This window comes from Cylindrospermopsis sp. CR12 (genome assembly GCF_001432185.1).
Classification (GTDB): domain Bacteria; phylum Cyanobacteriota; class Cyanobacteriia; order Cyanobacteriales; family Nostocaceae; genus Raphidiopsis; species Raphidiopsis raciborskii.
Genome location: NZ_LMVE01000006.1, coordinates 37973 through 64414 on the forward strand (window position 1 = coordinate 37973; position 26442 = coordinate 64414).

Consider the following 26442-nt stretch of genomic DNA (forward strand, 5'->3'; position numbering starts at 1 on the left):
TAGTATGGGATTAGATGGTAAACCTAAACACCGCATCACCCTGTTATTTATGCCTCCTCGTTGGCCACGTAAACCCGACCGTAAAGACCCAGAATTCCGTAAGCTAGATGATCGGATGAATTTTGCCTTTCATATAGCTGTTGCTGCGACCATTAATTCTGGTCTGTGGTTTTTCCACTTTCTCAAATCCACATCTTGGGAATGGTTAACCCCACTAACCCTCCTGTGGGTGGGGGTTATCCTCTTGCACTTGCTCTATATTACATTGATTGCTAATTATGAGGAAGGACAGCAAATAAAGGATTAGATCAGGAGAAATTCAAACTATGGCTAAAATTAATAGTACTGAGTTGTTAGAATCTCTAGCATCAGAAATAGGTGATAATGTTTACATAGATATAGCCAAGTGGCATTTGTATCTAACCGATGCCAAGCTCCATCATCTTTTAGCAGAAAGATGCTATTCCTTGCTGATTGAGCACAGTGTCACAGAAGAACGAGTTTTAGGATTGTTGTCAAGTATCAAGATCCAAATTGGTGGTGGTCGAAAGGAAGTTCCTTTAATTGACCTGTTACCTCTCCAATGTCAAGTTCATTTGGTTGATATATTAGAAAAATATCAACAAGAATTTTAGAGAACTTATAATCAACATTGATGCAATTTACTGGTAGTGATCGTGTTTCAACAACTAAACTAGGATAAACAACAAATATAACTTTTCTATAGGGAGAGTTGAATATGTTTTTACAAGTCAAAGGTAAAGTAGACCTAGTTAAAATTGTTGATTTTCAGGAACTACTGGATCCCAATAGTAGCATAGTCCATGGAAAAGACCAAGAGGGAGAGGAAGAGCAGGACATGGATATCTATGAAAAACAGGATTTAGTTTTTCCCTCTGGAGAAGAATTACCCAGATGTTGGCGGGATCCACATTATCGGAGTTTGAGATCCAGATAGTGCTGGACGGTTCACAGTTTTTAAAAACATCTACCTGTGTGTTAAGGCACCACGGGTCTGGTTGAAATTGTGACCTACAAAGCAGCTAATTCAGATTCTATTCTTGATGACTGTAAATCTCGACCAATGAAAACTAGTCGGGTTTGTTTTTCTTCCTTGGGTTTCCAGGGGCGATCATAAAATTTGTCAAATCGTGTGCCTACTCCCTGCATGACCAATCGCATAGGTTTATTAGGAACAGCAACAAATCCTTTAATTCTATAAATTTCCTGTTTTTTTGCCAGTTTTTGTAGTGTGTCCTGCAATTTTTCTGGGTCAAAACTACGATTAAAAATTAGATGGGTCGAGTTAATTTCATCATCATGGTCATGATCCTCATCCACGTCATGATGGCTAGGACGCTGATCTAAATTATCTTCAACTGCTGCTTGGTATCCCAACAATATGGATGGGTCAAGTTTACCATAATCGCTGGCAACAATTTTCACTTCCCTGGGTAATTCCTGGGTAACCAATTCTAAAACCTGAGACTTTTGTTGCTCATCAACCAAATCTGTTTTATTCAAAATCACTAAATCAGCACAAGCTAGTTGATCTGAGAACAGTTCTTGTAATGGCGTTTCATGTTCTAGACTGTCGTCTTTTTCTCTCTGACGTGCGATCGCCTGTAGATCGCTAGCGAAGGTGCCCGCTGCAACTGCTGCACAATCTACCACTGTAATCACAGCATCCACCGTAGCAGCGCTACGAATTTCTTGCCAACGAAAAGCCTTCACTAAAGGTTTAGGTAGTGCTAAACCGGATGTTTCAATGACAATACAATCAATAGTATGACGGCGTTTAATTAGCTCCTGCATAGTAGGGTAAAACTCTTCTTGTACGGTGCAACATAAACAACCATTTGTCAATTCAAATATATTAGTATTTTCTTGGGTATTTTCCTGATTTTGGGGATTGGTTGAATTTTCATCTTCTGGACAAACTTGGCAAGATTTTAATATTTCTCCATCTATTCCTAATTCACCAAATTCGTTTACCAGTACTGCTATGCGTCGTCCTTGGTTGTTTTGTAGTAAGTGACGAATCAAGCTAGTTTTACCACTCCCTAAAAATCCTGTGATTACTGTTACGGGTATTTTTGCGGCCATGTTGACTGAGTTATTTTTCTACCTATTGATTTTAGCAAAAAATTGACCTAAATTATATAGAAAATTCTCATACCCGAGCTAGGTTGATAAACTGTAGCAATGGTTTCTAATTCTTGACCTGGAATTAACACCAAATGATCTACAACACTTGTACCTCCAGACAATAGAGTTTCCACCCCGGTACCTAAAGCACTAAGATAGACTCTTTCCATATCTAAGGGAGAAAAATCACATAAGTGCGCTAACCATAACTCCAAAGGTAAGGGAGGGATAATTCCCCGTTGCCATTTTTCTACGGAATGGGTGTGAGCGTTAAAAAAACCTGGTAGCACCAGTTTATCTTGGCCATCAATTAGAGTACCAATGACATTTAAATTTTGCCCCACCTGAGTAATTATACCCCCCATCACTTGAATATCTAGGGTTGTATAACCTTCTTTCACCGGACTTAGGGCATTCTTAATAGTGAAATTCATCATTTTTGCCTTTTTGTAAATTTTACCTTTTTTTAAAGTTAATTCCCTAACTCCCGAATTATTATTATTTGTTGTTTGTTATTGTTTGTAGTTAAAAATTTAGCAATCATTTTGAATGCTGAACCAATCATTATGGAAATGCTGGGGGTGAACTAAGGATTAGTAAAAGATTGACAGGTAAAGTTAAGTCTAGACGGCGTTGTGACTTGTAAAATCAAGCTAGTTACCATTATAACAAAACTAAGTAAAAATTCTTAATTCTATGATTAGTCATCATTGTATTATTCCCGTGATAAAATCTCCTCGAGATTATCAAGCATACCGTATTAGCCCTCACGATACCAATCGGTTAGCAATTATCTTCGATTCCAACACAGCTAATACTTCTTTAACTTGCTGTGTGGAAATTTTTGATATTGGTGGACAAACTCCACCCAATCGCCATCAATGGGCCATAGAAATGTTTTTCATTCTCAAGGGAGAAGGTATAGCAATTTGTGACGGTAAAAAAGTAAATATCAAAGCTGGAGATAGTTTATTAGTACCACCCATGGGGATCCATCTGATTAGAAATACGGGTAAAACTCGTCTTTATATACTTACTGTTATGATTCCTAATGAGGATTTCTCGGAACTGATTAGAAGTGGGATACCTGTAGACCTGGATGTGGAAGATCTGTCGGTTTTAGGAAGACTTTGACCTCCGTCTAAGGACACCCAACCTACAAGATAGCAATAGCGCAACAGAAAGATGTAACTAAAGACATATACTATAGATTCCACATTCTACCATAATAATCATCTTATAGGTATTCCCTTAATTAGAATTGAAAGATTAGCTCAACAGAAATCTATGTCAATAATATGAGGAAGATGAGGAAGAAAAACAACAAAAGTTGTAAACAGTCAGGAGTAATTCCCTATCGCCTCTGTGACGGGAAAGTAGAAGTATTATTAATCACCAGCCGTAAACGGCAAAGCCTCGTAATTCCCAAGGGAGGAATTTGTAAGGGGATGACACCACCGGATTCAGCTGCAAAGGAAGCATGGGAAGAAGCAGGTGTAGTTGGTCAAGTTAATACCCAAAAGCTTGGTGCTTATAAATATCGTAAACGGGGCAATATTTATCAAGTTCATCTATTTTGGTTACCAGTAGAAAAAATCTTAGAGGATTGGCCAGAAGCAAGTCAAAGACAGCGAATATGGCTAGATATTAATCATGCTGCTATTATAGTTAAGGAGAACTCTTTGAAAAAAATTTTGCAAAATTCCCAAGAACAAGTCAGGGTTTTTACTAGCGAGCGATTAGAAACCCATAGTTTCTAATCGCGTAGATGAGTCAGAGACCTAGAAAATTAAACATTAGCAGACATATTAACTTGAACAACCAAGTCATTGTAATCCCTATCCCCACCACCTCTGAGATCTTCAAAACCAAAGGTATTGTCTCCTAAAAGTCGAACATGGTCAACCCGATCAGAATTAGCACCTAAATATGTGAAATATATGTCGGGATTGGAGTTGGCGGAAATATCGCTATTAAGAACAGTGTCGGGTCTGCCATTGACAATTATAAATGGCACATACAGCCCTCCTCCTGATAAGGTACTATTAAAAGTAGACTTATTTCCATCAGGAACATTTAAACCCAAACCACTTAAATGTTGATTAACAGCAGCTTGAATGTAACCAGCGTCTCCCGGAAGCAAATCCGCAGTTCCATCATTATTGGTATCAATGCCACCCTTTTCATCAGTTACCTTATAAAAGCCCACATAATTATCAAAGCTCGCCTCCCTATAAACTGTAAATTGGGCATTTACGGGACCCGTTACCCCGCGTAAATCTATACTTTCTCCCTGGGACTTCTCCTGTAAATTTGCCCCCATAGGTAAGGGTTTAGTAGTAGGTCTAGCTTTGAAAACTAGATCGTTGGACTGCAAGGAAAAACTATTATCAGGCAATTGTGTTACCTGAAGATTTGAAGAGTCTAAAAAAGTTACCTGATTAATTGGCAACAGGCCATTTTTAACAGAATCAGTAGTGCCATTATCTATAACATAGAATCTCAAATTGGGGTTTGCTTCCTGAAACCCTAAGATTCTGGTGACATTTGCGTTATTAAACTCATTAGGTGTTTTGGAAAGAATGGAAAAAACTACCTTACTTCTCGCTAAAGCAGCTTCTGAATAACCAACCTGACCAGGTGCAATACCGTTAATCTTACCACTAGGATCATCAACAGTAAATACTCCTAATTCACGTATGGAAGCAGGAATCTTATCCATAAGCTGAAATTCAACCCTAGTAGTGCTACTACTCAGGACATTATTATTACTGCTCAAGATATTATCAGCGCTTCCCGTTGATGTGGATGGAATGTCAGAGGAATCGGTAAGATCAGATCCCGTTGATGTGGATGGAATGTCAGGGGAATCGGTAAGATCAGATCCAGATCCTTCCGTTGAGTTATTATCGCTATCACCTTCTCCCATAACTCCATCCAGAATTTCATCGAGAGTCCCCTCAGATTCGCTGTTGTTATCTTCAATAACTCCACCGGTAATTTCATCCTCAGTTCCATCAATAGTGAATTCTGCGGTTAAGGATAGTCCTCCCCTATCTGTGGTAATCACACTGATGGTGTAAATGGGCTGATTTTCAAAATCGAGGGACTCCTTGCTGATTAATTGATTATCCTGAATACTAAATAAACCATTGTCAGGATAGTTCTCATCATCGGATAAGCTATAGGTAAAAGAATCATCCGCATTCGGATCCACAGTTGTAAAAGTGCCAATTACATTTGATTCCAGACCATTTTCATCAACTCTATTGTTAGTTTTTAAAAACAAACCGCTAGGAGCTTCATTGATTATGTCGGATTCACCACCATTTCCTTCCGTTACTTCATCAGTAATTTCTCCGGTATCTGTGGGACTATTTTTGCCAAAAACTACATAGACTTCCCCAGAACCAGCAAAGGGAGCGCTGATTAGTATATCACTGACACCATCACCATTGATATCTCCCACACCACTAGCTGAATAACCTAAATTATGGTTTTCCGACTTACCATTGATGACAAAACCTTTGGTATCATCAATTTCTGCAAGATTAATGGTAGAACTAAATTTATTTCCGCCAAAGATTACATAACCTTGTCCAGAATTATCACCATTAGCATCTGCATGACTAGCACTAACCAGAAGATCGTCAATTCCATCACCATTCACATCTCCTAGACCAGTTACAGCCCAGCTTGCCTTATCTAGTTCGCCAATACCGTTAATTACAAACCCATTATTACCATTAAGATTGGACAAGTCTAGTTGGGAACTAAACTGGGTACGGGCACCAAATACAACATAAGCCACGCCAGCTGCATCTATCCCATTGGGATCTGCATCATGGGCGCTGACAATTATATCCCCAATACCATCATGATTAATATCCCCCGCACTACTAACGGAGAATCCTAATTGATCGCCCTCCTGTCCATTGATGACAACCCCATTAACACCATCAAGTTGGGAGACATCTAAGGAAGATGAGAATGATTCCTTCCTACCAAATATTACATAAGCTTGTCCGGAACGGAAACCGTTGAAATCATTAAAGGGTGAGCCAATAATCAAGTCATCAATTCCATCACCGTTAAAGTCTCCACCTCTATTGAGACCAACACCTAAGTAGTCATCTGCTCTAGAACCATTGATAACAAAGCCATTATTGCCATTAAGACTATTGAGATCAAAATTGGGATTACTGGGATTAAATTTCTCGCTACCAAATATTACGTAAACCTTACCAGCTTGATCACCTGTCACTGGGGTATAGACGTAAGCGTTGGGAGGTGCAGCAATAATTACATCATCAAAACCATCTTGGTTGATATCACCTGCACCACTGACCCTATAACCTAATTGGTCTTGAGGATTTAGACCGTTAATAATAAAACCGTTATCACCCAGATTGGAGGGGTTAATAGTGGGGAGAGAACTAAAACTCCTGCGGCCAAATATTAGGTATGCTGCTCCAGAGTCATCTCCATTACTGTCCGCAAAAGGAGCGCCAATGATCAGGTCGTCAATACCATCACCATTAATATCTCCTGCTGCACTTACAGAACGACCTGATTGATCGCCTATTCCACCACCATTAACCGTAAACCCATTGATTCCATCTAAGGTCGAGATGTCTATAATGTTGGCAAAACCGTTGTTGCTACCAAATACTATATAACTGTTTCCCGCATTACTTTGGTCATTGGGATCACTTAAAGGTGCCCCAATAATAATATCATTAATTCCGTCACCATTAATATCTCCAGCATTGCTAATTGAGTACCCTAAATTGTCATCTTTATCATTACCGTTGATGATGGTCAATCCATTTTTTCCATCAAGTGTGGAGAGGTCAACAAATTTTTTAGTCATAATTTCTGTGGTATTTTTCTTTGCTTGCTGTTTGCTATTAATTGTGGTTTTGTTGATAGATGTATCTCTCAATCTCCATGGCAAAATACCCATATTCATTGCTTGAATTAGGGAAACAAAAACCCAATTTCAAAAAATTTTCCATGCCAGATGCCTAATGTTTATCGCTAGAAAATGTCAAGGTTTTAAGCTATAAGCAGTGGGTTTGTACATTGACTTTCTATCAAACACCTGTAATAATCATATCGTAGATACAGTGCTATCAATTGTCAAGTGTTCAATTATGAAGTTATTTTGTTATCAACTGTTGAATTGTGAGTTTTTTTTAATGGTTTTACCCAACAAGATAAATAAGGGCGAATGTTAACATTCGCCCTTACTTATTTTCAATTATTCCCTAGGGGCACACGCTATATTATCTAGCAGCAACTTCAGGATCTAACCAAATATTTTGTCCTTTATTACCAAAAGTTATGGGTTGATCATCACTAACGTTCATGTTAATATTCTTACCATCACCACTAACTTGCACTAATGGCCAGTTTTCTTCTCCTAACTCACCTGAGCGGAATAGCACATAATTGGGTTGTTTTTTGCTCCAACCCAATAAAATGGCAATTTTCTCATGCTCCCCTTCTCCTTGAGGGGGAACTACTGTGGTGGTGGCATTTTGTTGGCGATTCCAAATGACTGCATTATCTGTTACATCTGCTGTGTTGAAAGTGCCCACAAATTTTCTGGCTAAAAACTGATCCCCTTTTTCTGACCAACTAACCGGGACTAAAATCCCTATCTTACCTTGATTGTTGGTCTCTGGGGTAAATTTTCCATTCTTTGATAACATATCAACAGCGTCTGATGTTTTAGCCAGGATATTCAATCTTTTAGTCTGTCTATCTTCAATAAACAACAGACTACTAACCTGGCTATTGTGCATTTCCGGTTCTACTTCCAGTTGTACCCGACTATAAACTGCATATCTACCATCAGGAGATACCACAGGAGTGCTGCGATATTGCCGCACTCCTGAACGTCCCTGACCACCAATTGCTTCCTGGGTCATTACTATCCACTTCCAGGGTATGGGATGGGGACTATTAATGGGATCTGCTGGCACTCCATTGGATATGCTTACCTGCTCTTCTGTAGGTACAATTTGTGAACTTCTTGCATCGGAAGGGATTACACCCGTAGCAATACTTTGATTTGGATAATTTTTACTTTTTGGATGATTAACTCCCTTATCATATATGGCGGATCTATTTGTTCTAGTGCTGGTACTTTCTTCCATCTCCTTCACACCTAACATATTTTCTCTTTCCAGCTTAACTGCATTTTGTTTTTTGTTAGAGATTTTAGATCGGGAAGACACAGAACTGCTTTTATTAGGTGTCTGGGTTACGGGTAAAGTAGGACCCAATTTGACTGATGGGGAATTAAATCCAGATAAATCTTTGGACTCACCCGATTGTGAGGTACTTTTGTCTATTTTTACTTGGGATTGTCTTGCTAAGCTAAAATAGGCTGACGTACTCAAGATAGGTACTACTATTAATATAACAACTACAACCCGATTAAAACGTGGCTGGGGGTGGAACCATCCTGACTGAGGGAGGGATTTAAGCATGGCTTTCACTATTGATGAGATTTAAGGTGCTGGGCAAGTAGCTTTGTGTGTGCAAGGAAGAGTGCAAATGTTATACATAGCAAAAAATGATAACTCAGGAGGGTATTTACCTATCCTACCTAACAAAACTATGGTAGCGTGCACCTTTGTAGTAGAGTCAACTGAGGAGTTGACTTCTCCCCGCTCTAAAGAGACTTAGTTTTAAACCAAGTTTGTCTAGCATAGTACAAAGCGAAGTTATATAAATCCTTTGATTCATGGCAAAGATATTCTATTATGGCTAGAGTATCTTTGTCACCGCTAATTAAAACTTGTTGACATCCAATCAGAAAAACTACCTCCTTAAAACTAACCAACCTCCGATGAAAATAGTGTTTTTTGGCACTCCTAATTTTGCTATTCCCACCTTAAAAAAATTGTTGAATGATTCTAGATTTCAGGTTTTAGCAGTTGTCACCCAACCGGATAAACGCAGAGAAAGGGGGAATCAACTTACGCCCTCTCCAGTTAAAACCTTGGCTAAGGCTCATAATCTGATTGTATGGCAACCAGAAAGAATTAAGAAGGATTCTGGGACCTTGACTAAACTAAGGGAACTTAATGCGGATTTCTTTATAGTAGTTGCTTATGGGCAAATTCTATCTACAAAAATCCTCAACATGCCAAAATTAGGTTGTATTAATGTACATGGTTCAATTTTACCGGAATATAGAGGTGCTGCCCCCATTCAGTGGTCTATACACAAAGGAGAAAGACAAACTGGTGTGACAACTATGTTAATGGATGCGGGTATGGATACAGGAGATATGCTTTTAAAAGCCAGCTTACCAATTGGACTATTAGATAATGCTCAAGTTATTGCGGATAAACTAGCTGAAACTGGTGGAAACCTGTTAATAGAAACCCTAACCAAATTTAGAAATGGAGAGATTACACCAATTCCTCAAAATGATTCCTTAGCTACCTACGCCTCATTAATTAATAAAGAAGACTATTATTTAGACTGGTCAAGAACAGCTATAGAACTACACAATCAGATCCGAGGATTTTACCCCAACTGCATCACCACCTTTCGTCATCAACCTTTAAAAATCGTCGCCACTGTTCCCCTAGAGTCCGCCTACATTCAGGAGTTGCCAAAGGAAATCCAGTCCAAACTTGAGAAAGTACCTGATTTGTCCGCCCAATTAGCATCGCCAGGATCTGTCCTCAGTATTATTAAAGGATTGGGTGCTGTGGTTCAAACTGGGGAAGGTTGTTTGTGGTTGAGAGAGGTACAACCAACAGGCAAAAAACTTCAGTCGGGATGGGATTTTGTCAATGGTAGTCGTTTGACAGTGGGAGAAACTATTGGTTAGCAACGTAAGAACTACAGGAATCACACGGACCATCTGGGTTGACAGCACAACGAATAATTTCTGAGTGGGCATTATACTTACAATTGGCATCCCCCACTACCCAACGTCCATTTATAAAACTTTTTTCCGATGGTCTTTTAGCTGTTTGAACGTAGATGGCAATCCTATGTAACCTGTAGCGTCCAGTTCGGAACTGATACCTGTGATGGCGTTCTAAAACGGCATAGGTTTTCCCCTCAAAATCTAAATAATTTCCCGGTTGAGGAGCCCAATCAAGTTGTAACTTACCAAGATACCGCTGTGGACTGGTCAAAATTATCTCAGTTGCTAAAGAGTCTGGATGCATAATTTATATATGGCGCTAAGTAGGGAGGCACAATTATTTGTAGGATGGGTTGAGGAACGAAACCCATGCGGGCGTTGATTTTATATTTAATTCCACCCACCCACTTATGGCTAAAGCTATAATATAGATTGAGCGCTAAGTAATTGATGGGAGGCTTTACAATTCTTTAAAATTTCTTCAAGTTGTGGGGGGGGCGGCAAATTCCATACCAGTCAGTCCTTTTGTTGATTAAACCTCCATGGACGGGTTCTTGGGAAATCATTTTGTTGGGGGAGCTTATTAAATTGTTTAAAGTTATGTAGCCTTTTACTTACAGCTTAGCCTGGACTGGGGTAAACTATGCCTTGATATTATTCCTTCTCCAGAGAAGAACACCACCAAAGGAGTAGTTTTTTCAATGTCTCATACCGTAAAAATCTACGATACCTGCATCGGTTGCACTCAATGTGTACGCGCTTGCCCCACTGACGTTCTAGAAATGGTTCCTTGGGACGGATGTAAAGCCGCTCAAGTTGCTTCTTCACCCCGTATTCAAGACTGCGTAGGTTGCAAGCGCTGTGAAACAGCTTGCCCAACTGACTTTTTGAGCATTCGGGTTTACCTTGGGGCTGAAACAACTCGCAGCATGGGTCTAGCATATTAATCTACGCTGACCTATACCTGGGCAAAAAGTAGCAAGAACTGAGCTGGGGAAGAAATCTATGATTTAACTTGATTCTTCTTGGCTCAGCTCTGCTCCTGGAATACAACCTGCAATATAAATTAGAAAGTTATGGCAATTAAAAAAGGAAATATGGTTCGTGCCCTGCGCGAAAAGTTAGAAAATAGTCTGGAAGCTAAAGCTAGTGATGGGCGCTTTCCTTCCTATTTATTTGAAAGTTCCGGGGAAGTGGTGGATATTAAGGGAGATTACGCTTTAGTGAAGTTTGGTAAAGTGCCCACGCCAAATATTTGGTTGAAGCTAGACCAATTAACTATACAACAAGACGCGGCTTCTTAGTCTTATGTCAGTTGTGGGAGGTTAAACAGTTTAATTCAACCTCCTGCAATATGTCCAACACTAATCCCTACCTTACTTCCTGCAAGCTCTCAACTTGCTTAGTAAACATTTCCGTAAACAAACTCATAACGCTCCGTTCCTCACGCACTTTGATATTAGCAGTAATGGCCATACCAGACTGTAAAGGAATACTTCTACCTTGAGATTCCATAGCTTGTTTATCTAAACTAACTCGCGCTGGAAAGCGATAAAACTGATGGGTCTGGTCAGGAGGTAAAGCATCTGAACCGATATTAGTTACTTTACCTTTGATATCACCAAACTCACTAAAGGGGAACGAATCAATTCTCACATCCACCTTCATTCCCTCCTTCACAAATCCAATATCCTTATTGGTGATAAATACCTCCGCTATATATTTATCATTGGGGACAATCTGTAATAGCTTTTGGGTAGGATTGGCGACAAAACCGGGGTTTTTTGCTTGCATGTCAAATATTATCCCTGATACGGGCGCACGCAGTTCTTGATATTTAACGTTTAATTTGGTTTGGGAAATTTTGCTACTAATATCTGCCAACTTCTGCTCATTGTCTAAAATTATTCTCATAAACTGGCTGTCTATTTCGGCAATGCGCTTCTTGTTAGTAGCAATTTCTTCCAAGACATTTTTGTCAGTCACTGCTATGGTATTGGTCACCTCTTGTTCTGCTCTTTGAATATCGAAGCCCAGGCGTTTTTCTTCTTCTTCTAACTGGGCTATTTCCGCTTTTAAATTTTGTACTTGTTGTTGCTGATTGAGATATTGCAGTTGAGAAATTCCCCCCTCTTTGGCCAGGACTTCTACCCTATCTAAGATTCCTTGTTGAATGGACAGACTGTTTTGTGTGTCCTTTCTCTTAACTATTGTTTGAGACAGTTGCTTTCTAATTTTTTCTACCTCAAATTTAGCTGCATTAGAGCGAGATTCCAGCTCTTTTCTAGCTACAATTAGTCTTTTTTGTTCATCAATTCCAACTCCTGTTTCTGGTCTGGAATTTCCCAATTGTGAACGTAACAGTTGGTTTTCTTCCACCAGAGAAATGCGACTTTTTAACAAAAATGCCGACTCTGCTGGTAGACTACCACCCAGAAAATTCAGTTCTGAGCTAATAGCACCGCTTGCATTCATCAAACGACGATAGATGTCATTTTCCTTGATTAAAGCAGCACGAACTTTATTGAGGGCGCCTAGCTCAGCTAGGGTAGCAACGGATTCAAATGTTAATAATAGATCCCCTGGTTTCACCTCTTGTCCATCTTTGACATGAACAGACTTCACCACCCCACTAATGGGTGCTTGTACATCTTTAACCGTACCCTCTGGTTTTAATTGTCCTGTAGCGGGAACTACTTGTTCAATTTTTGCATAATAAGCCCAACCCACTCCAAAACAGGCCACAAGCATCAAAGTAATCATGATTGTGCGTGACCAGATGGGTGATTGTCGTAAAACTATGGATTGTTCAAAGCTGTCTTGATAAGCATGACTTAAATTCCCTGCTTTGGCTTTTGATGGGGTTTGAAGCACTCCTATACTAGCTGGTTTGCCATTACCATTGCCATTAGTTGGATGATCATTAAATTGACTCATAAGGTTCCTTGGGTTGGTTGAGTGATAATTAGAGGTTGACTTCCTGTTGCTGGTAAAGGTAGGAATAGTGTCCTTTAGCAGTCATTAGTTCCTGATGACTACCCTGCTCCACCACTCTACCCCCATCCATAACTACAATCGTATCTGAATTACTGACGGTATTGAGACGATGGGTAATGAAGAAAACTGTCTTGCCACGAAATGCCTTGGCTAAATTTAAACATATTTGCCTTTCTGTGGGATAGTCTAGGGCACTTGTGGCTTCGTCTAAAACTAATATTTTAGGTTTTTGCAGTATGGAACGAGCAATGGCAATTCTTTGTCTTTGTCCTCCAGACAGGTTCGACCCTTTTTCCCCAACTTTGGTGTTATAACCATTGGACAGACCCATGATAAATTCATGAGCAACTGCTATTTGAGCTGCTTCTACCACTTCCTCTGTGGTAGCGTCAGGATTGGTTAGGGCTATATTATCGAATACTGTTCCATCAAATAACAGGGGATCTTGGGGAACCACGCCGATTTGTCTTCTGACGGAATAAAGCTCAACCTTGTTGACATCGTAACCATCAATAAAAATTCTCCCAGACTCAATGTTATAAAGTCTGAGGAGTAATTTCATCATGGTGCTTTTTCCTGAGCCACTTTGTCCCACAATCCCCACAAATGTGCCCGCTGGAAAATCTAAACTGACGTTATTTAGTTGCAGGGGTCCGTTAGTCGCAAAGCGGAAGCAAACATTTTCATATTTGACCGCACCAACAACACTAGGTAGGGGAATATTATCTTTGTCTACTTCTGCTTCCTGAGGTGTGTCCACAATATCGCTCAATCTCTCTAGGGACAAACCGGTTTCTTGGAAGTTTTGCCAGATTTGCGCTAGTCTTAGTATGGGACTGGTAACATAACTAGAAATAATTCTAAAGGCAATTAATTCCCCTAGGGTTAATTCCCCTTTTAAAACTAAATAAGCTCCTACCCACAGCACTAACAAGCTACTTAGTTTATTGAGAAACTGACTGGTGGAATTGGCTAATGTTGATGTAATAACTGTTTTAAAACCTGCGGAAACAAACTTGGCATAACGCTCTTGCCAAGAAAAGCGCGATCGCAGTTCAATATTTTGGGCCTTTACCGTTTGAATACCAGACATTACCTCCACTAAATAGGACTGGGTAGTGGCATTGCGTTCTGCTTTGGTGCGCAATTGTCTGCTAACGGTAGGAGCAGCAATTAATGTAATCACGACAAATAGGGGAATAGTTCCCAGTCCCACCAGAGTTAGTTCCCAACTATAGAACAGCATAACGACGATATAAACCACCGAAAATACTGCATCTAGTCCCACTGTCAAAGCTGTTCCTGTGAGGAACTGGCGAATATTTTCCAACTCATTCACTCGAGTAGCTAATTCCCCCACGGGTCTGCGTTCAAAATAACGCAGTGGTAGTCTGAGTAAATGGTCAATAATTTGTGAACCTAAACCCATATCAATTCGGTTAGTGGTATCCACAAATAAATAGGTTCGTAAGGTAGTTAATATGGCTTCAAACACACCAACAGCTAATAGTAATACCCCCAAAACATTCAGGGTACTAATACTATTTTGTACTATGACTTTATCGATAATTAACTGAATAACTAGTGGATTTGCCAATGCGGCCAGTTGTACAAAAAATGAAGCGATAAAGACTTCTATTAAAACCCGGCGGTAACGTGATAAGTAGGGGAGAAACCAACGTAGTCCAAAGCGTTCTTGAGGAGTTTCGGAGGTGGGACTAATCTGGAGGACTTTGATTTGAGGTTGTAGATTAGTATCATCGGTTGGTATTTGCTGTAGGAGTTTGCTGGGTTTATAGTTGATTATTCCCCGGGATGGAATAGCTACAACTATTCTATTTTCATCTGCTTCATAAACCACAGCGTAACCATCCTGGTGCTGGATAATAGCTGGTGTCTGAATCTCCGTAATTTTAGTGGCATCAATATCTACTAACTGGGATTTTAACCCAACGACTTCCCCCACATAGGCGCAAAGTTGAAAAGATACATTACCTTGGCGTTTAAGGTTATCACTTAAAATCCTACGAACTACCTCCTTACGCAGGGGAACCTGGAAATGTTTCGCCAGCATTTGAAAGCAAGCCAAGGTAGAATCTAGTTCATCTCGCCCCCCAAAAAAAGGATATTTCGGTTGTTTTTTTCTGGATTTTGCTTTTTTATTTTCCTGGGGGGAAAATTCTCCCTTTGTGGCAAAGGGAATATCTATAACATCTTCGGTTTCCCATGGATCTTCTATCTTTTCTAGTTCCCTATTCTCTTGTTGTTCCAACAACAATAACACTTGAGAACTAATACCTAATAACCGGGCTGGACTTTTTCCTGTAACCTGTAAAACCTCTCGATTGTTGCTCGATAGTATCTGAGAATTCACAGGGAAATTTGTAATCTGACCACTACTCACAAACCATGTTCTATCACTTTCTAGTTGGTCTAATGGAGTTTTTCCTGGTGGTAAATATTGGATTTTAGACTCTGGTAAAATATCTCGGGTTATATCCTTCAAATTCAGATTTCCATAGGCTTTTTGAGCTACATGATGGCTGATCACATCAAAAACCTCTATGATGTGATTTTCTTCTTGGCGCTCCTTGCCAAAATCAGAGTTTTGAGAAAATACCGATAGATAATCTACGGGGTTCCAGGTTAAACATATTACCTCCGTTGAGGCGATCGCCGTTTCACATGCTATCTGTCGCAGGTAACTAATTTCGCCAATTACTGCTCCTGGTTCCAACATTTTGAGGGTAATTGGCAATTGGCTTTGGGGATGATATCCCAGGAGTCTCACCTTACCCTGGTAAACAATTACTATCCGTTCCGGTAGTTGTTCCTTACCGATAATTTTCTGACCCAACCGATAACGCAGGGCCTGTTGTTTTGACAATAAATGGTTAATTTCCGTTGGGGATAATTTTTCAAACCCCGGAATTTTTTGCAGAAATTCCGAAAACTCCTGACTGCTGTAGTTCATACTAATTAAGTGTAATTAAGTGCAGGGTTAGTCATTTAATTAATTTTCTGACTCTTTAATTTGCCAGTTTTGGGGTGAAACTTGTGCTTGTAACCAGGACTGAAACCGCTCATTGAGCAACCTTTGGCGCATCCCATTATCTAACTGGGCGGGCAATAATTTTTCTAGCCGCACTATCACTATCCAATCTCCTATGGGGGTTGGTAGTGATAGCTGCTGGGGTTGACTTGTGGATAAAATTCTCACCAATAGTGGATGAAGAGACTGTAATTCCACTGGACCGACTAATCCGCCAGTTTGAGCTTCCGGTCCTTGAGAGTATTCCTGGGCAAGTTGGTTAAACGACTGCTCCCCTTCTTGAATACGAAAATATATTTCTTGGGCAATACCAATATCAGCAGTGGTAATTAGGGAGTATATAACCTTATCTAATTGGGGTTTACGTTGGTAAAAGTACGAGTCTATCTCTTTTCCCCAAGTCACCTCCTTAAACTTTTCCAGTTTTAGTTGACGAGTCGCCATACTTTGTAACTGTTCTTGACTTATTCCCTGTTCTTTTTGTCCCTGATATTGTTGATTTAACTTTTCATAGGCCAATTGCTCCTCCTCCGGTGTAGAAGAAATCTGGGCGATCGCCTGTTCTATAATCACCTCTTTAAGCAGTGGTGGTATTAATTGGTACTTATTCAATAATTTTAGTACTTCTGGGGCGGTCAGTGTATGATAACTTTCCTGTCCAGAGACGTTGCCAAATTGTAGAACTGGATTCATATCATTAATGTCAGCAGATTTACTTATGGTTGCAAAAATCAGCCCAAACTTTTTACCGCAAATTTATCTAAATGTTAAGTTTATTGTCAGTTCATTGCATGATTTTACTCTCCAAATTATGTGTAGCCAAGTAGGTTTAGTGGGAAAAAAACATATAGTCTGTCAATTTTAAGTAACAGATACACCAGTGTTTACAAAGCACTTCATCAACCTATCACAACTTAGGCAAATTGTCAGCTGGATTTGGCATTTTGGCAGAAAATACTGCGGCTAATCTTAAATAACTTCGTTTTTAACCGGGATAAAGACAAAAGGTATTACCACCACATCTTTTAGCTCCTATAAGTGCCTGATTAGCAGTATTTAAGAGTTTTTGAACCGTAGACCTGGACCTGGGTAATGTACCAGTAATACCAAGGCTAAGTGAGACTTCTACCGTACCAACCACAGTTTGATGAAGATCATGGGCAAGACGCACGGTAGCATCCAAAGACATATTCGGCAATAGAACACCAAAGCTCCCCTGGTTATAGTAAGTAAAGCAACTAGGTGGGTAAATGTATTTACGTATAACTAAAGCAATTTGACGGAGATTAGAGCTATTTTTTGTTGTCCCTTGATTTACATCAAAGTTATCAATAGCACAAAAAATCAAACTTAATGGCAGACCATCAGAACTTAGCATTTGCCATTCTCGATTAAGAACAGCAAGGAAATCCTGGGGGTGAACCATATAGGGAACATCAGAAAAAATGCTGAAATTGTGATTTGTTTTTTCTCTTTCTTGGGTAACTTCCCACTCTAAAGCATGGATGAGGGAATCAATTGCCTGAATGTCTACATTAGTCAAAGATTCCTTCACCAGAATATTCTCCATTTTAGCGGCTAATTGGGAACATTGGGGGTAGCCGAAAGTACCTAAGCTACCGGACAAACTGTGGGTCATTCTCATCAGATATTGCTGTTGTTGACCATTAGTTATTTCTGTTTCCAATTTAACAAGTTCCGCTCTTATGTTCCCAATTTTATTGGATAAGGATATTTCAAATTCTGCCTTAACTTGTTCAATTAAATCCAGTCCTTCACCTATACTAGAATCTGTTATTGGTAAGCTTGTTTGGGTTGGTATAGTTTCTACCCGTTCTAATTCCCTTTTGCTTGTAAGACGATAGCCCAGTCCATGAACAGTTTCAATCACTTCCTCCTGCATCCCAGCTTTTTTAAGTTTCCCTCGCAGATCCTTAACCAAATTAGTCACTGCACCATCCGTAGGAGAATCATCTATTGACCATAATTTGTCTATGATCTGACCCCGGGTAAAGATTTTTTGTGGGTGGCGTAAAAATAATTCTAAAAGCTGAAATTCCCTGCGACTAAGATTAATACTTAATTCATCATACTTTACTTCTATTAACTCAGGATTAAGTGAAAGCTTATTATGTATTAATGTAATAAGACCAGGCTTAGCACCAATTCTTCTAGAGCAAGACCTAATTCGTGCCAGTAATTCATGAATACAGTATGGTTTAATCAAATAGTCATCCGCTCCAGCATCTAGTCCGATAATAATATCTTCTTGTGTAGTTTTTGAGGTTACCATAATAATTTGACCTTGATAACCCTTATGGCGCAGCGTGTGACACAAACTTAGCCCATCTAATTTGGGCATAAGTATATCCAGTAGAATCAGGTCATAATTGAACTGATATCCCATTTCTAGACCCATTTCACCATCAGTAGCTATATCCACCACATAGCGATGGGCAACCAGTGAGGTTTTAACAAGTTGACATAGGGATGTATCATCATCTACGATCAGGATTTTCATAATCAAGATTAACAATTGAATTAAACAAGACTTTTTGTTGGTTATATAGATCCGCCTATTATCCCTATGGTGATTTTACTTTACAGAAGGGCTCCCATTTTTAGTAATGGTTAATCAAAGTCACTAGCTGATCCCCAAATTATCCTAAATTTGCATCAATTTAATGCAACTAGCGTTTTAGTCGTTGTTAGTGCAAGTGTTTTAATTTCACCCGCTTTTGCAGTAGATCTGATTTAACACTACTCCTGCAGTAGTTTTTCAGGCTACCATAGAGAGGTTCAAGATACAAGGAAGCTGATTCATTCCGTGACCAATTTTTCGGATTATCTCTATGAATGCAACATACCAAGATACAATGACAATAAACAAGATTTTCGGAAAAATTCCTCTAAAAATATTACTGAGTATATTTTACTTAATACCAATTATCACTAGTGTGGCAGTGGTCAGCTATGTATCCTATCGTACTGGAGAAGAATCAGTAAATGAGTTGACTAACGAGTTGATGACATCCACAACAGAACGGGTTAGAGATCATCTCAATAAGTATCTACAAATACCACAAAGAATAGTAGCTATAAATCGTCAGGGAATAGAAAACTCCTATCTGATCCCGGAAAACTGGGAAGCATTGAGATTATACTTTTTCAGTCAACTTAAAGTATATAAAACCCCAGCAGCTATTTATTTCGGTGGTGCTAATGGTACATATATAGTTTCCGGTCAGGACGAGATGGGAATAATTTCACCCAAAAATTCTTACTTGGGGGGTGGTACGCACCCATCCTATCTTGGTCAACGACGGGTTTATATTGTGAATGAACAGGGAAAATATGTCAAAATTATCCCTGGACAAACTAAACCCTTTACACCCATTAATCTTCCGTGGTTTAAAACTGCTCTAAATCAAAATAAACAAACATGGACACCAATATATCCCTATCTTTATATTCCCACAGCTATCATTTCCGCTTTTAGTCCTGTTTATCGTAATAATAAATTTATTGGGGTTGTAGGTTGTGATTTAGCTCTCACTCACGTTAGTTTACACTTGCAAAAATTACAGTTTTCACCATCAGGAAAGTTATTCATTATAGAAAGGTCAGGAGACATAATCGCTACTTCCACCAATGAAAAACCTTTTATAAAAATTGTTAAAGATAACAACACAGATAGAAATGTAAAATTAACACGGTTATCTGCCACAAAAAGTAGTAACCCAATAATCTCTAAAACAGCAAAAGTATTATTTCAGCGTTGGGGAGACTTGCATAAAATTCGGGAAGCGACCAGTTTTAAGTTTAATGGTAGTAATAACCAAAGGTATTTTTCCCATATTTACCCCTATCAGGATGAATATGGGTTGGATTGGTTAATCGTAGCTGTTTTGCCAGAATCTGATTTTCTGGATAAGATTCATACTAACTTCCATAGAACCTCTATTTTTTTAGCAATTACACTATTTATATTTGCAGGATTAAGCATGGTCTTAACCCATTGGATAATACAACCGATTAAGGATTTGAATACTGCTGCTAAAAAACTAAGGAAAGATAGGTTTGATAGTTTAGATTTAGACTTGGATTTAAAGTTAAAATCAATCCTAAATCGGCGTGATGAAGTAGGTCAGCTAGGTGAATCTTTTCAAGCTATGGCTGGGGAGTTGGCACTATCATTTATACGAGTTAAAACTGCTTTGCAGGAATCCCAAGATAAGTTTACTAAAATATTTCGCAGCTCCCCTGACCCAATTGTTATTACCGATAGGGTGCAGAATATATTCTTAGATGTCAATCCCAGCTTCTTACATTTAACGGGTTATTCAGAAATGGAAGTAATTAATCATGGTGTTGAAGGTTTATGTCTACCATGTGATTCACAAAAGCTGTTGTTAGTCAGGAAAAAACTAGAAAATCAAGGACACATCCACAATTTGGAATTTGATTGGCTGACAAAATCTGGGGAGGTAAAAACCTCTTTAGTATCTTCCGAAAGGATTTTAATTAATGGTAGAGATTGCGTGATTTCCGTTTGTAAAGATATTACTGATCGCAAAAAAGCTGAGGAAAATTTAAGACAAAGTGAAGAAAGATTTCGCACTGCTTTTGAAAATGCTGGTAGTGGTATGGCTTTAGTCTCACTAAATGGATATTTCATCAGGGTGAATAGATCACTATGTCAAATTTTGGGTTATGATTCTCCAGATTTACTCACTAAAAAGGTGACAGAAATTATTGCAGGTGAGGAGTTATCCAAAGATTTTGATTTGGCATACCAGTTTCTCTCCGGTCAAATAACTAACTATCAAGTGGAAAAATCCTGTTTACATAAATCAGGAAAAATTATTTGGGTGTTGCTGAATGTTTCATTATTATGTGATATTAACGGGAACCCCCTGCATTTTATTTGGCAGATTCAGGATATTAGTGAACGACACGAAGTTGAGCAACTAAAAAATGAATTTGTCTCTGTAGTTAGCCATGAAGTACGCACACCTTTAACAGCTATTAAAGGTGCTTTGGAGATTTTAGCAACAGGAATTTTAGTTGATGAACCACAGGAAGCAGAACAGATGTTAAAAATCGCTGTTAGTAATAGTGAAAGACTGTTACGTCTTGTCAATAATATTTTGAATTTAGAAATGTTGGATTCAGGGAAAATGAAACTAAACTTGGAGCTTTGTGATATTAATATCATGGTAAAACAAGCAATGGAAACAGTGGGACCAATAGCGCAACAAAAAAGCATTGAAATTTCCTACAACACACTTGATGTAGCTAACATAGAAATCTTAGCTGACGAGGAAACAATTGTTCAAGTTCTGACCAACCTATTAAGCAATAGCATAAAATTTTCTCATGCTGGTACTAAAGTAGAGATATACGCCACAATGGGCGATAAAGAAATTATTGTTGCGGTAAAGGATTACGGTAAAGGTATTCCTTCATATAAGTTAGAGACTATTTTTGAGCGATTTGAACAGGTGGATATTTCTGATTCTCGTCAAAAGGGTGGTACGGGTTTAGGACTAGCTATTTGTAAAAATATTGTGGAAAAACACCAGGGAAAAATTTGGGTTGAGAGCATATTGGGTAGTGGTAGCACCTTTTATTTCACACTACCGCTCTAGTAGTTTTTTATGCTACCATGTAGGAACTCAAGATATAATAGAATTGCTTATTTTACAGGTATTTTGTCGGACTCATTATATGAATAAGTACACAACAACATTAAACCATATTGTTGGAAAAGTCCCTCTTAAAACATTACTAAGTATATTTTACTTAACACCAATTATCACCTGTGTAGGAATAGTTAGTTATACATCCTATCATACTGGAGAAGAATCAGTAAATGACTTGACGAATAAATTAATGATGTTGACAACAGACCGGATTCGGGACCATATCAGGACACATTTAGAAACACCACAAAGAATAGTAGGCATAAATCGTGATGGGATTCAAAACTCCTATCTTAACCCGGAGAATTGGGAAGAATTGAGACTATACTTTTTTAATCAAGTTAAAATATATAAAGAGCCAACTGCTATTTATTTTGGCGGTATTAATGGTACTTTTATGTTTGCAGTACTAGACAAAATGGGCATAATTTCACCACCAAATTCTTACCTGGGTGGTGGTTTACACCCATCCTATGGTGGTCAACGACGTATCTACATTTTAGATCAACAGGGAAAATATGTCAAAATTATCCCCGAACAAACTAAAACTTCTTTATATAGAAACCTTTTGTGGTTTAAAACAGCTCAAAATCAAAATCAACAAACATGGACTTCCGTACATACCTATCTTTATATTCCTACGGCAAAGATTTCTGCTGTTAGTCCTGTTTATCGCCATAATAAATTTATTGGCGTTGTAGGTTGTGATTTAATTTTAGACCATATTGGTTTATACTTGCAAAACTTGCAGTTCTCACCATCAGGAAAGTTATTCATTATAGAAAGGTCAGGAGATATAATCGCTACTTCCACCAATGAAAAACCTTTTATGAAAATTGTTAAAGATAGCAAAACTGGTAAAAACATCAAGTTAATACGATTATCTGCTACAAAAAGTAGTAACTCAATAATTTCTAAAACAGCGAAAGTATTATTTCAGCGTTGGGGAAACTTGCATAAAATTCGGGAAGCGACTAGTTTTGAGTTTAATAGTAGTAATAACCAAAGGTATTTTTCTCATATTTACCCTTATCAGGATGAATATGGGTTGGATTGGTTAATTGTAGCTGTTTTGCCAGAATCTGATTTTCTGCATAAGATTCATACTAATTTAAATAGAACCTTTATTTTTTCAGCAATTACACTATTTATATTGGCGGGATTGAGTATAGTCTTAGCCCATTGGATAATACAACCGATTAAGGATTTGCATACTGCGGCTAAAAAACTAAGCGAAGATAGGTTTAATAGTTTTAATAGTTTAGATTCAGACTTAAATTTAAAGTTAAAATTAATCCTAAACCGGCGTGATGAAATAGGTCAGCTAGGTGAGTCTTTTCAGGCTATGTCAAGGGAGTTGGCACTATCATTTACACAAATTAAAACTGCTTTAAAGGAATCTCAGGATAAATTTATGAAGATATTTCATAGCTCTCCTGACCCAATTTTAATTCATCAAATTATAAACCAAAATATACAGGGATGTGTATTGTTAGATGTCAATACTAGTTTCTTAAATTTCACTGGTTATTCGGAAGTAGAATTGATCGGCTACAGTTTTGATAATTTATCCTTGGTATCTAATCCTGAACAGGGATTACTACTCAAGGAACAACTGAAAAATCAAGGATATGTCCGAAATTTAGAATTTGATTGGCTGACAAAATCTGGGGAATTAAAAACCTCTTTAGTATCTTGTGAAAGTATTTTAATAGATACGAAAAACTGTGTGATTTCTATCATTAAAGATATTACTGATCGCAAAAAAGCTGAGGAAAATTTAAGACAAAGTGAAGAAAGATTTCGCACTGCTTTCGAAGATGCTGGTAGTGGTATGGCTCTAGTTTCACTAAATGGATATTTCATCAGGGTGAATAGATCACTATGTCAAATTTTGGGTTATGATTCTTCAGATTTACTCACTAAAAAGGTGACAGAAATTATTACAGGTGAGGAGTTATCCAAAGATTTTGATTTGGCATACCAGTTTCTCTCCGGTCAAATAACTAACTATCAAGTGGAAAAATCCTGTTTACATAAATCAGGAAAAATTATTTGGGTGTTGTTGAATGTTTCATTATTATGTGATGTCAATAGGAACCCCCTGCATTTTATTTGGCAGATTCAGGATATTAGCAAACGACACGAAGTTGAGCAACTAAAAAATGAATTTGTCTCTGTAGTTAGCCATGAAGTACGCACACCTTTAACAGCTATTAAAGGTGCTTTGGAGATTTTAGCAACAGGAATTTTAGTTGATGAACCACAGGAAGCAGAACAGATGTTAAAAATCGCTGTTAGTAATAGTGAAAGACTGTTACGTCTTGTCAATAATATTTTGAATTTAGAAATGTTGGATTCAGGGAAAATGAAACTAAACTTGGAGCTTTGTGATATTAATATCATGGTAAAACAAGCAATGGAAACAGTGGGACCAATAGCGCAACAAAAAAGCATTGAAATTTCCTACAACACACTTGATGTAGCTAACATAGAAATCTTAGCTGACGAGGAAACAATTGTTCAAGTCCTGACCAACCTATTAAGCAATAGTATAAAGTTTTCCCATGCTGGTAATAAAGTAGAGATATACGCCACAGTGAGCAATAAAGAGATTATTGTTGCGGTAAAAGATTACGGTAAAGGTGTTCCTCCACATAAGTTAGAGACTATTTTTGAGCGATTTGAACAGGTGGATGTTTCTGACTCTCGTCAAAAGGGTGGTACAGGTTTAGGATTAGCTATTTGTAAAAATATTGTGGAAAAACACCAGGGAAAAATTTGGGTTGAGAGCATATTGGGTAGTGGTAGCACCTTTTATTTCACACTACCGCTGTAATAATTTTTTAGGCTACCATGGATAAACCCAAGATATAAGAGAACCTTTTGTGTAGCAACTAGTCGGATCATGGCTAAACATATTTTGATCGTGGATGATGAGCAAGACATTCGTGCAGTTGTCCGTATTTCTTTAGAAAAATTTGCCGGTTGGCGGACTAGTTTAGCTGCTACCGCGCAGGAGGCGCTAGAAAAGGCTAGATCCCAATTGCCAGATGCTATATTATTGGACATAACAATGCCTGATACGGATGGTTTTCAAGTGTGGGATCAGTTACAGTCTGACCCATTGACTAAATCCATACCAGTAATTTTACTTACTGCCAAGACATCGTCTTTGGACAAGAAACGTTTTAGCAATATGGGTGTGGCGGGGGTAATCAGTAAACCCTTTAATCCCCTAATCATTTGGAAACAAGTGCGGGAAATTTTGGCGTGGGACAATTCATCACAATGATGAATGTAGAATCCCCGTGTCTTTGGACCGGGGAGTGTCAACGAAATAGGCGTGGATTTAAAATGGTTTTTCCTGGAGTCCGACTGCGAATTAATAATCCATTATTGAGATTAGTACCTGTTCCACCATCTTCCATGGACAAAAAGGGTTTTAAGTTAATTCCCCCCCGGAAATGGGGATTATTACCCGATCTTCTAGGAGAGTTGGTATAAGTGTTCACGCCAATAGTCTGCTGTCCCTGGTCTGCAGCAGTTAGGTTACTAAAAATGCTGCTGCGGACAGCATAGGGATCCTTGCTTCGTGGTACTGTTAAAACTATGCGACAGGTAGAAACAGCTTCAGTGGTAACACAGATAATATTCTCATTATTTTGTCTGGCAATTTGCAACTCTTGCAAACCATCAGGACGATATAATTCTAGACGACTGGCGATCGCCTGACAGCGGTTTTGAGGGTTCCAACCAGCACCCAAGGACTGGGGTATGGCCCAGGCAAAAAATCGTCCCGGTTGACTTTGGGGTTGATACATAACAGTATATTTACCATCATAGTATTGACAACTGAACCTAGTGGTGCTGGAGTTATTGGGACTCGGTATTTGGGTGGGTGTGCTGGATGGGGGATTAGATGGGGTGGTTGAGTCTGAGGGTACGGTGGGGACAACTACACCAGTTTGTCCAAAAGCGATTGAGTTACCAATCAATAAAGCAAATAAGGACAGGTGTAAAGAGAGAATAGTTCTAGCCATAAGTTGTCAGAATTGGTAATATGGTTAGGATTCACCTTACTATAGTAGCATACAACTAAAGTTGATTTAAAGAATTATGTTAAAAATAAGTATTTCGGCTATTGGTGCAGGGCTTTTAATTGCATCTACTAATGGTGGAGTAACTAACTTAATTCCATCCTTTCTAATCAATAACAGCTATAAATTAGCTCAGAACAATTTGAATAGCGCCAACTTAGAAACTCAAGTTTTCCAACAAATCAATCAGTATCGTGTTAATCAGAAGTTACTTACCCTAACCCGTAACCCTAGCATTGATAACCAAGCTAGGATTCACAGTCAAAACATGGCTAGTGGCAAAGTTCCCTTTAGTCATCAAGACTTTGATAAACGAGTTAAAGCAATTAACATTACCTACCGTGCTGTAGCGGAAAATGTGGCTTATAATCAAGGAGTCCAAGATCCTGCTACTACTGCAGTTCGAGGTTGGTTAAAAAGTCCAGGACATTTAAGAAACATCCGAGGTGATTACACCCTAACTGGTATTGGTGTTGCGGTCAATAATAAAGGGGAAATTTTTTTCACCCAGGTTTTTTTAAAATCAAGATAAATTTTGGC

At 38.6% G+C, this 26442-nt stretch carries 21 protein-coding genes and 1 pseudogene; 12 read left to right on the top strand and 10 right to left on the bottom strand.

The features are described 5' to 3' along the window. Nucleotides 1-49: 49 nt before the first annotated feature. The 3 genes from ASL19_RS00535 (at nucleotide 50) to ASL19_RS00545 (ending at nucleotide 958) form a co-directional block, all read left to right on the top strand. Entirely contained in the window at nucleotides 50-307 is a 258-nt protein-coding gene (locus tag ASL19_RS00535) for a hypothetical protein (protein WP_040010320.1), read from the top strand. 19 nt (nucleotides 308-326) lie between these two features. Next, nucleotides 327-635, top strand: coding sequence for a DUF3181 family protein (locus ASL19_RS00540; RefSeq protein WP_057176858.1), 309 nt, complete (start codon nucleotides 327-329; stop codon nucleotides 633-635). Nucleotides 636-739: 104 nt separating this feature from the next. Next, the gene (locus ASL19_RS00545) at nucleotides 740-958 is read left to right on the top strand and encodes a hypothetical protein (protein WP_057176859.1); all 219 of its coding nucleotides are present in this window, start codon (nucleotides 740-742) and stop codon (nucleotides 956-958) included. Between the two features lie 74 nt (nucleotides 959-1032). On the opposite strand, the gene cobW is transcribed toward ASL19_RS00545, so the two are convergent. Beyond that, complete coding sequence (cobW, locus tag ASL19_RS00550) at nucleotides 1033-2106, bottom strand: cobalamin biosynthesis protein CobW (RefSeq protein ID WP_057176860.1); 1074 nt, start codon at nucleotides 2104-2106, stop codon at nucleotides 1033-1035. Nucleotides 2107-2165: 59 nt separating this feature from the next. Continuing rightward, nucleotides 2166-2582: pseudogene (locus tag ASL19_RS00555) on the bottom strand (amidohydrolase family protein); the annotation flags it as partial. A 262-nt stretch (nucleotides 2583-2844) separates the two neighbouring features. Between ASL19_RS00555 and ASL19_RS00560 the strand changes: the two are divergent. Together ASL19_RS00560 and ASL19_RS00565 are read left to right on the top strand one after the other, a co-directional pair. Further along, on the top strand, nucleotides 2845-3282 hold the full coding sequence (locus ASL19_RS00560; RefSeq protein ID WP_057176862.1) for a cupin domain-containing protein: 438 nt from the start codon (nucleotides 2845-2847) through the stop codon (nucleotides 3280-3282). A 173-nt stretch (nucleotides 3283-3455) separates the two neighbouring features. Then, nucleotides 3456-3908: an NUDIX hydrolase gene (locus ASL19_RS00565; protein ID WP_057176863.1), complete on the top strand. Its 453-nt coding sequence runs from the start codon at nucleotides 3456-3458 to the stop codon at nucleotides 3906-3908. 29 nt (nucleotides 3909-3937) lie between these two features. Here the strand turns inward: ASL19_RS00565 and ASL19_RS00570 are convergent, their stop codons facing one another. Both ASL19_RS00570 and ASL19_RS00575 read right to left on the bottom strand, forming a co-directional pair. After that, a complete protein-coding gene (locus ASL19_RS00570) occupies nucleotides 3938-7120 on the bottom strand; it encodes a DUF4114 domain-containing protein (protein ID WP_082604626.1) in 3183 nt (1060 codons plus the stop codon). Between the two features lie 316 nt (nucleotides 7121-7436). Next, on the bottom strand, nucleotides 7437-8648 hold the full coding sequence (locus ASL19_RS00575) for a hypothetical protein (RefSeq protein ID WP_057176865.1): 1212 nt from the start codon (nucleotides 8646-8648) through the stop codon (nucleotides 7437-7439). A 362-nt stretch (nucleotides 8649-9010) separates the two neighbouring features. Here ASL19_RS00575 and fmt point away from each other — a divergent pair, with 362 nt between their 5' ends. Further along, complete coding sequence (fmt, locus tag ASL19_RS00580) at nucleotides 9011-10006, top strand: methionyl-tRNA formyltransferase (RefSeq protein ID WP_057176866.1); 996 nt, start codon at nucleotides 9011-9013, stop codon at nucleotides 10004-10006. Here the strand turns inward: fmt and ASL19_RS00585 are convergent. Continuing rightward, a complete protein-coding gene (locus tag ASL19_RS00585; RefSeq protein ID WP_057176867.1) occupies nucleotides 9996-10352 on the bottom strand; it encodes a DUF6464 family protein in 357 nt (118 codons plus the stop codon). The genes fmt and ASL19_RS00585 overlap by 11 nt on opposite strands. A 397-nt stretch (nucleotides 10353-10749) precedes the next feature. Here ASL19_RS00585 and psaC point away from each other — a divergent pair, with 397 nt between their 5' ends. Beyond that, nucleotides 10750-10995 carry a photosystem I iron-sulfur center protein PsaC gene (gene psaC, locus ASL19_RS16390; protein ID WP_071985099.1) on the top strand — a complete coding sequence of 82 codons (246 nt, stop codon included), beginning with the start codon at nucleotides 10750-10752 and terminating at the stop codon, nucleotides 10993-10995. A 129-nt stretch (nucleotides 10996-11124) separates the two neighbouring features. After that, complete coding sequence (locus ASL19_RS00590) at nucleotides 11125-11352, top strand: NAD(P)H-quinone oxidoreductase subunit O (RefSeq protein WP_057176868.1); 228 nt, start codon at nucleotides 11125-11127, stop codon at nucleotides 11350-11352. Nucleotides 11353-11419: 67 nt separating this feature from the next. On the opposite strand, the gene ASL19_RS00595 is transcribed toward ASL19_RS00590, so the two are convergent. From ASL19_RS00595 to ASL19_RS00610, 4 genes are all read right to left on the bottom strand, one after another. Continuing rightward, nucleotides 11420-12985 carry an HlyD family efflux transporter periplasmic adaptor subunit gene (locus ASL19_RS00595; RefSeq protein ID WP_057176869.1) on the bottom strand — a complete coding sequence of 522 codons (1566 nt, stop codon included), beginning with the start codon at nucleotides 12983-12985 and terminating at the stop codon, nucleotides 11420-11422. A 28-nt stretch (nucleotides 12986-13013) separates the two neighbouring features. After that, nucleotides 13014-16019, bottom strand: a complete 3006-nt coding sequence (locus ASL19_RS00600) for a peptidase domain-containing ABC transporter (protein WP_057176870.1) — start codon at nucleotides 16017-16019, stop codon at nucleotides 13014-13016. A 39-nt stretch (nucleotides 16020-16058) separates the two neighbouring features. Next, a complete protein-coding gene (locus ASL19_RS00605; protein WP_057176871.1) occupies nucleotides 16059-16790 on the bottom strand; it encodes a peptidylprolyl isomerase in 732 nt (243 codons plus the stop codon). A 292-nt stretch (nucleotides 16791-17082) separates the two neighbouring features. Continuing rightward, nucleotides 17083-18618, bottom strand: coding sequence for a response regulator (locus tag ASL19_RS00610; protein ID WP_057176872.1), 1536 nt, complete (start codon nucleotides 18616-18618; stop codon nucleotides 17083-17085). Between the two features lie 355 nt (nucleotides 18619-18973). Between ASL19_RS00610 and ASL19_RS17065 the strand changes: the two genes are divergently transcribed. The 3 genes from ASL19_RS17065 (at nucleotide 18974) to ASL19_RS00625 (ending at nucleotide 25097) form a co-directional block, all read left to right on the top strand. Continuing rightward, nucleotides 18974-21748 (top strand): PAS domain S-box protein, encoded by a 2775-nt coding sequence (locus ASL19_RS17065; protein WP_235528888.1) that lies wholly within the window; start codon nucleotides 18974-18976, stop codon nucleotides 21746-21748. A 79-nt stretch (nucleotides 21749-21827) separates the two neighbouring features. Continuing rightward, the gene (locus tag ASL19_RS17070) at nucleotides 21828-24641 is read left to right on the top strand and encodes a PAS domain S-box protein (RefSeq protein ID WP_082604628.1); all 2814 of its coding nucleotides are present in this window, start codon (nucleotides 21828-21830) and stop codon (nucleotides 24639-24641) included. 69 nt (nucleotides 24642-24710) lie between these two features. After that, complete coding sequence (locus ASL19_RS00625) at nucleotides 24711-25097, top strand: response regulator (RefSeq protein ID WP_057176873.1); 387 nt, start codon at nucleotides 24711-24713, stop codon at nucleotides 25095-25097. Nucleotides 25098-25134: 37 nt separating this feature from the next. Here the strand turns inward: ASL19_RS00625 and ASL19_RS00630 are convergent, their stop codons facing one another. After that, nucleotides 25135-25845: a COP23 domain-containing protein gene (locus ASL19_RS00630; protein ID WP_057176874.1), complete on the bottom strand. Its 711-nt coding sequence runs from the start codon at nucleotides 25843-25845 to the stop codon at nucleotides 25135-25137. 76 nt (nucleotides 25846-25921) lie between these two features. Between ASL19_RS00630 and ASL19_RS00635 the strand changes: the two genes are divergently transcribed. Then, entirely contained in the window at nucleotides 25922-26434 is a 513-nt protein-coding gene (locus ASL19_RS00635) for a CAP domain-containing protein (RefSeq protein WP_057176875.1), read from the top strand. Nucleotides 26435-26442 lie beyond the last annotated feature (8 nt).

Coding starts and splice junctions, on each gene's coding strand:
- ASL19_RS00535 (WP_040010320.1), top strand. CDS start 50: ATGCCTCCTCGTTGGCCACGTAAACCCGACCGTAAAGACCCAGAATTC.
- ASL19_RS00540 (WP_057176858.1), top strand. CDS start 327: ATGGCTAAAATTAATAGTACTGAGTTGTTAGAATCTCTAGCATCAGAA.
- ASL19_RS00545 (WP_057176859.1), top strand. CDS start 740: ATGTTTTTACAAGTCAAAGGTAAAGTAGACCTAGTTAAAATTGTTGAT.
- cobW (WP_057176860.1), bottom strand. CDS start 2,106: ATGGCCGCAAAAATACCCGTAACAGTAATCACAGGATTTTTAGGGAGT.
- ASL19_RS00560 (WP_057176862.1), top strand. CDS start 2,845: ATGATTAGTCATCATTGTATTATTCCCGTGATAAAATCTCCTCGAGAT.
- ASL19_RS00565 (WP_057176863.1), top strand. CDS start 3,456: ATGAGGAAGAAAAACAACAAAAGTTGTAAACAGTCAGGAGTAATTCCC.
- ASL19_RS00570 (WP_082604626.1), bottom strand. CDS start 7,120: ATGAATATGGGTATTTTGCCATGGAGATTGAGAGATACATCTATCAAC.
- ASL19_RS00575 (WP_057176865.1), bottom strand. CDS start 8,648: ATGCTTAAATCCCTCCCTCAGTCAGGATGGTTCCACCCCCAGCCACGT.
- fmt (WP_057176866.1), top strand. CDS start 9,011: ATGAAAATAGTGTTTTTTGGCACTCCTAATTTTGCTATTCCCACCTTA.
- ASL19_RS00585 (WP_057176867.1), bottom strand. CDS start 10,352: ATGCATCCAGACTCTTTAGCAACTGAGATAATTTTGACCAGTCCACAG.
- psaC (WP_071985099.1), top strand. CDS start 10,750: ATGTCTCATACCGTAAAAATCTACGATACCTGCATCGGTTGCACTCAA.
- ASL19_RS00590 (WP_057176868.1), top strand. CDS start 11,125: ATGGCAATTAAAAAAGGAAATATGGTTCGTGCCCTGCGCGAAAAGTTA.
- ASL19_RS00595 (WP_057176869.1), bottom strand. CDS start 12,985: ATGAGTCAATTTAATGATCATCCAACTAATGGCAATGGTAATGGCAAA.
- ASL19_RS00600 (WP_057176870.1), bottom strand. CDS start 16,019: ATGAACTACAGCAGTCAGGAGTTTTCGGAATTTCTGCAAAAAATTCCG.
- ASL19_RS00605 (WP_057176871.1), bottom strand. CDS start 16,790: ATGAATCCAGTTCTACAATTTGGCAACGTCTCTGGACAGGAAAGTTAT.
- ASL19_RS00610 (WP_057176872.1), bottom strand. CDS start 18,618: ATGAAAATCCTGATCGTAGATGATGATACATCCCTATGTCAACTTGTT.
- ASL19_RS17065 (WP_235528888.1), top strand. CDS start 18,974: ATGACAATAAACAAGATTTTCGGAAAAATTCCTCTAAAAATATTACTG.
- ASL19_RS17070 (WP_082604628.1), top strand. CDS start 21,828: ATGAATAAGTACACAACAACATTAAACCATATTGTTGGAAAAGTCCCT.
- ASL19_RS00625 (WP_057176873.1), top strand. CDS start 24,711: ATGGCTAAACATATTTTGATCGTGGATGATGAGCAAGACATTCGTGCA.
- ASL19_RS00630 (WP_057176874.1), bottom strand. CDS start 25,845: ATGGCTAGAACTATTCTCTCTTTACACCTGTCCTTATTTGCTTTATTG.
- ASL19_RS00635 (WP_057176875.1), top strand. CDS start 25,922: ATGTTAAAAATAAGTATTTCGGCTATTGGTGCAGGGCTTTTAATTGCA.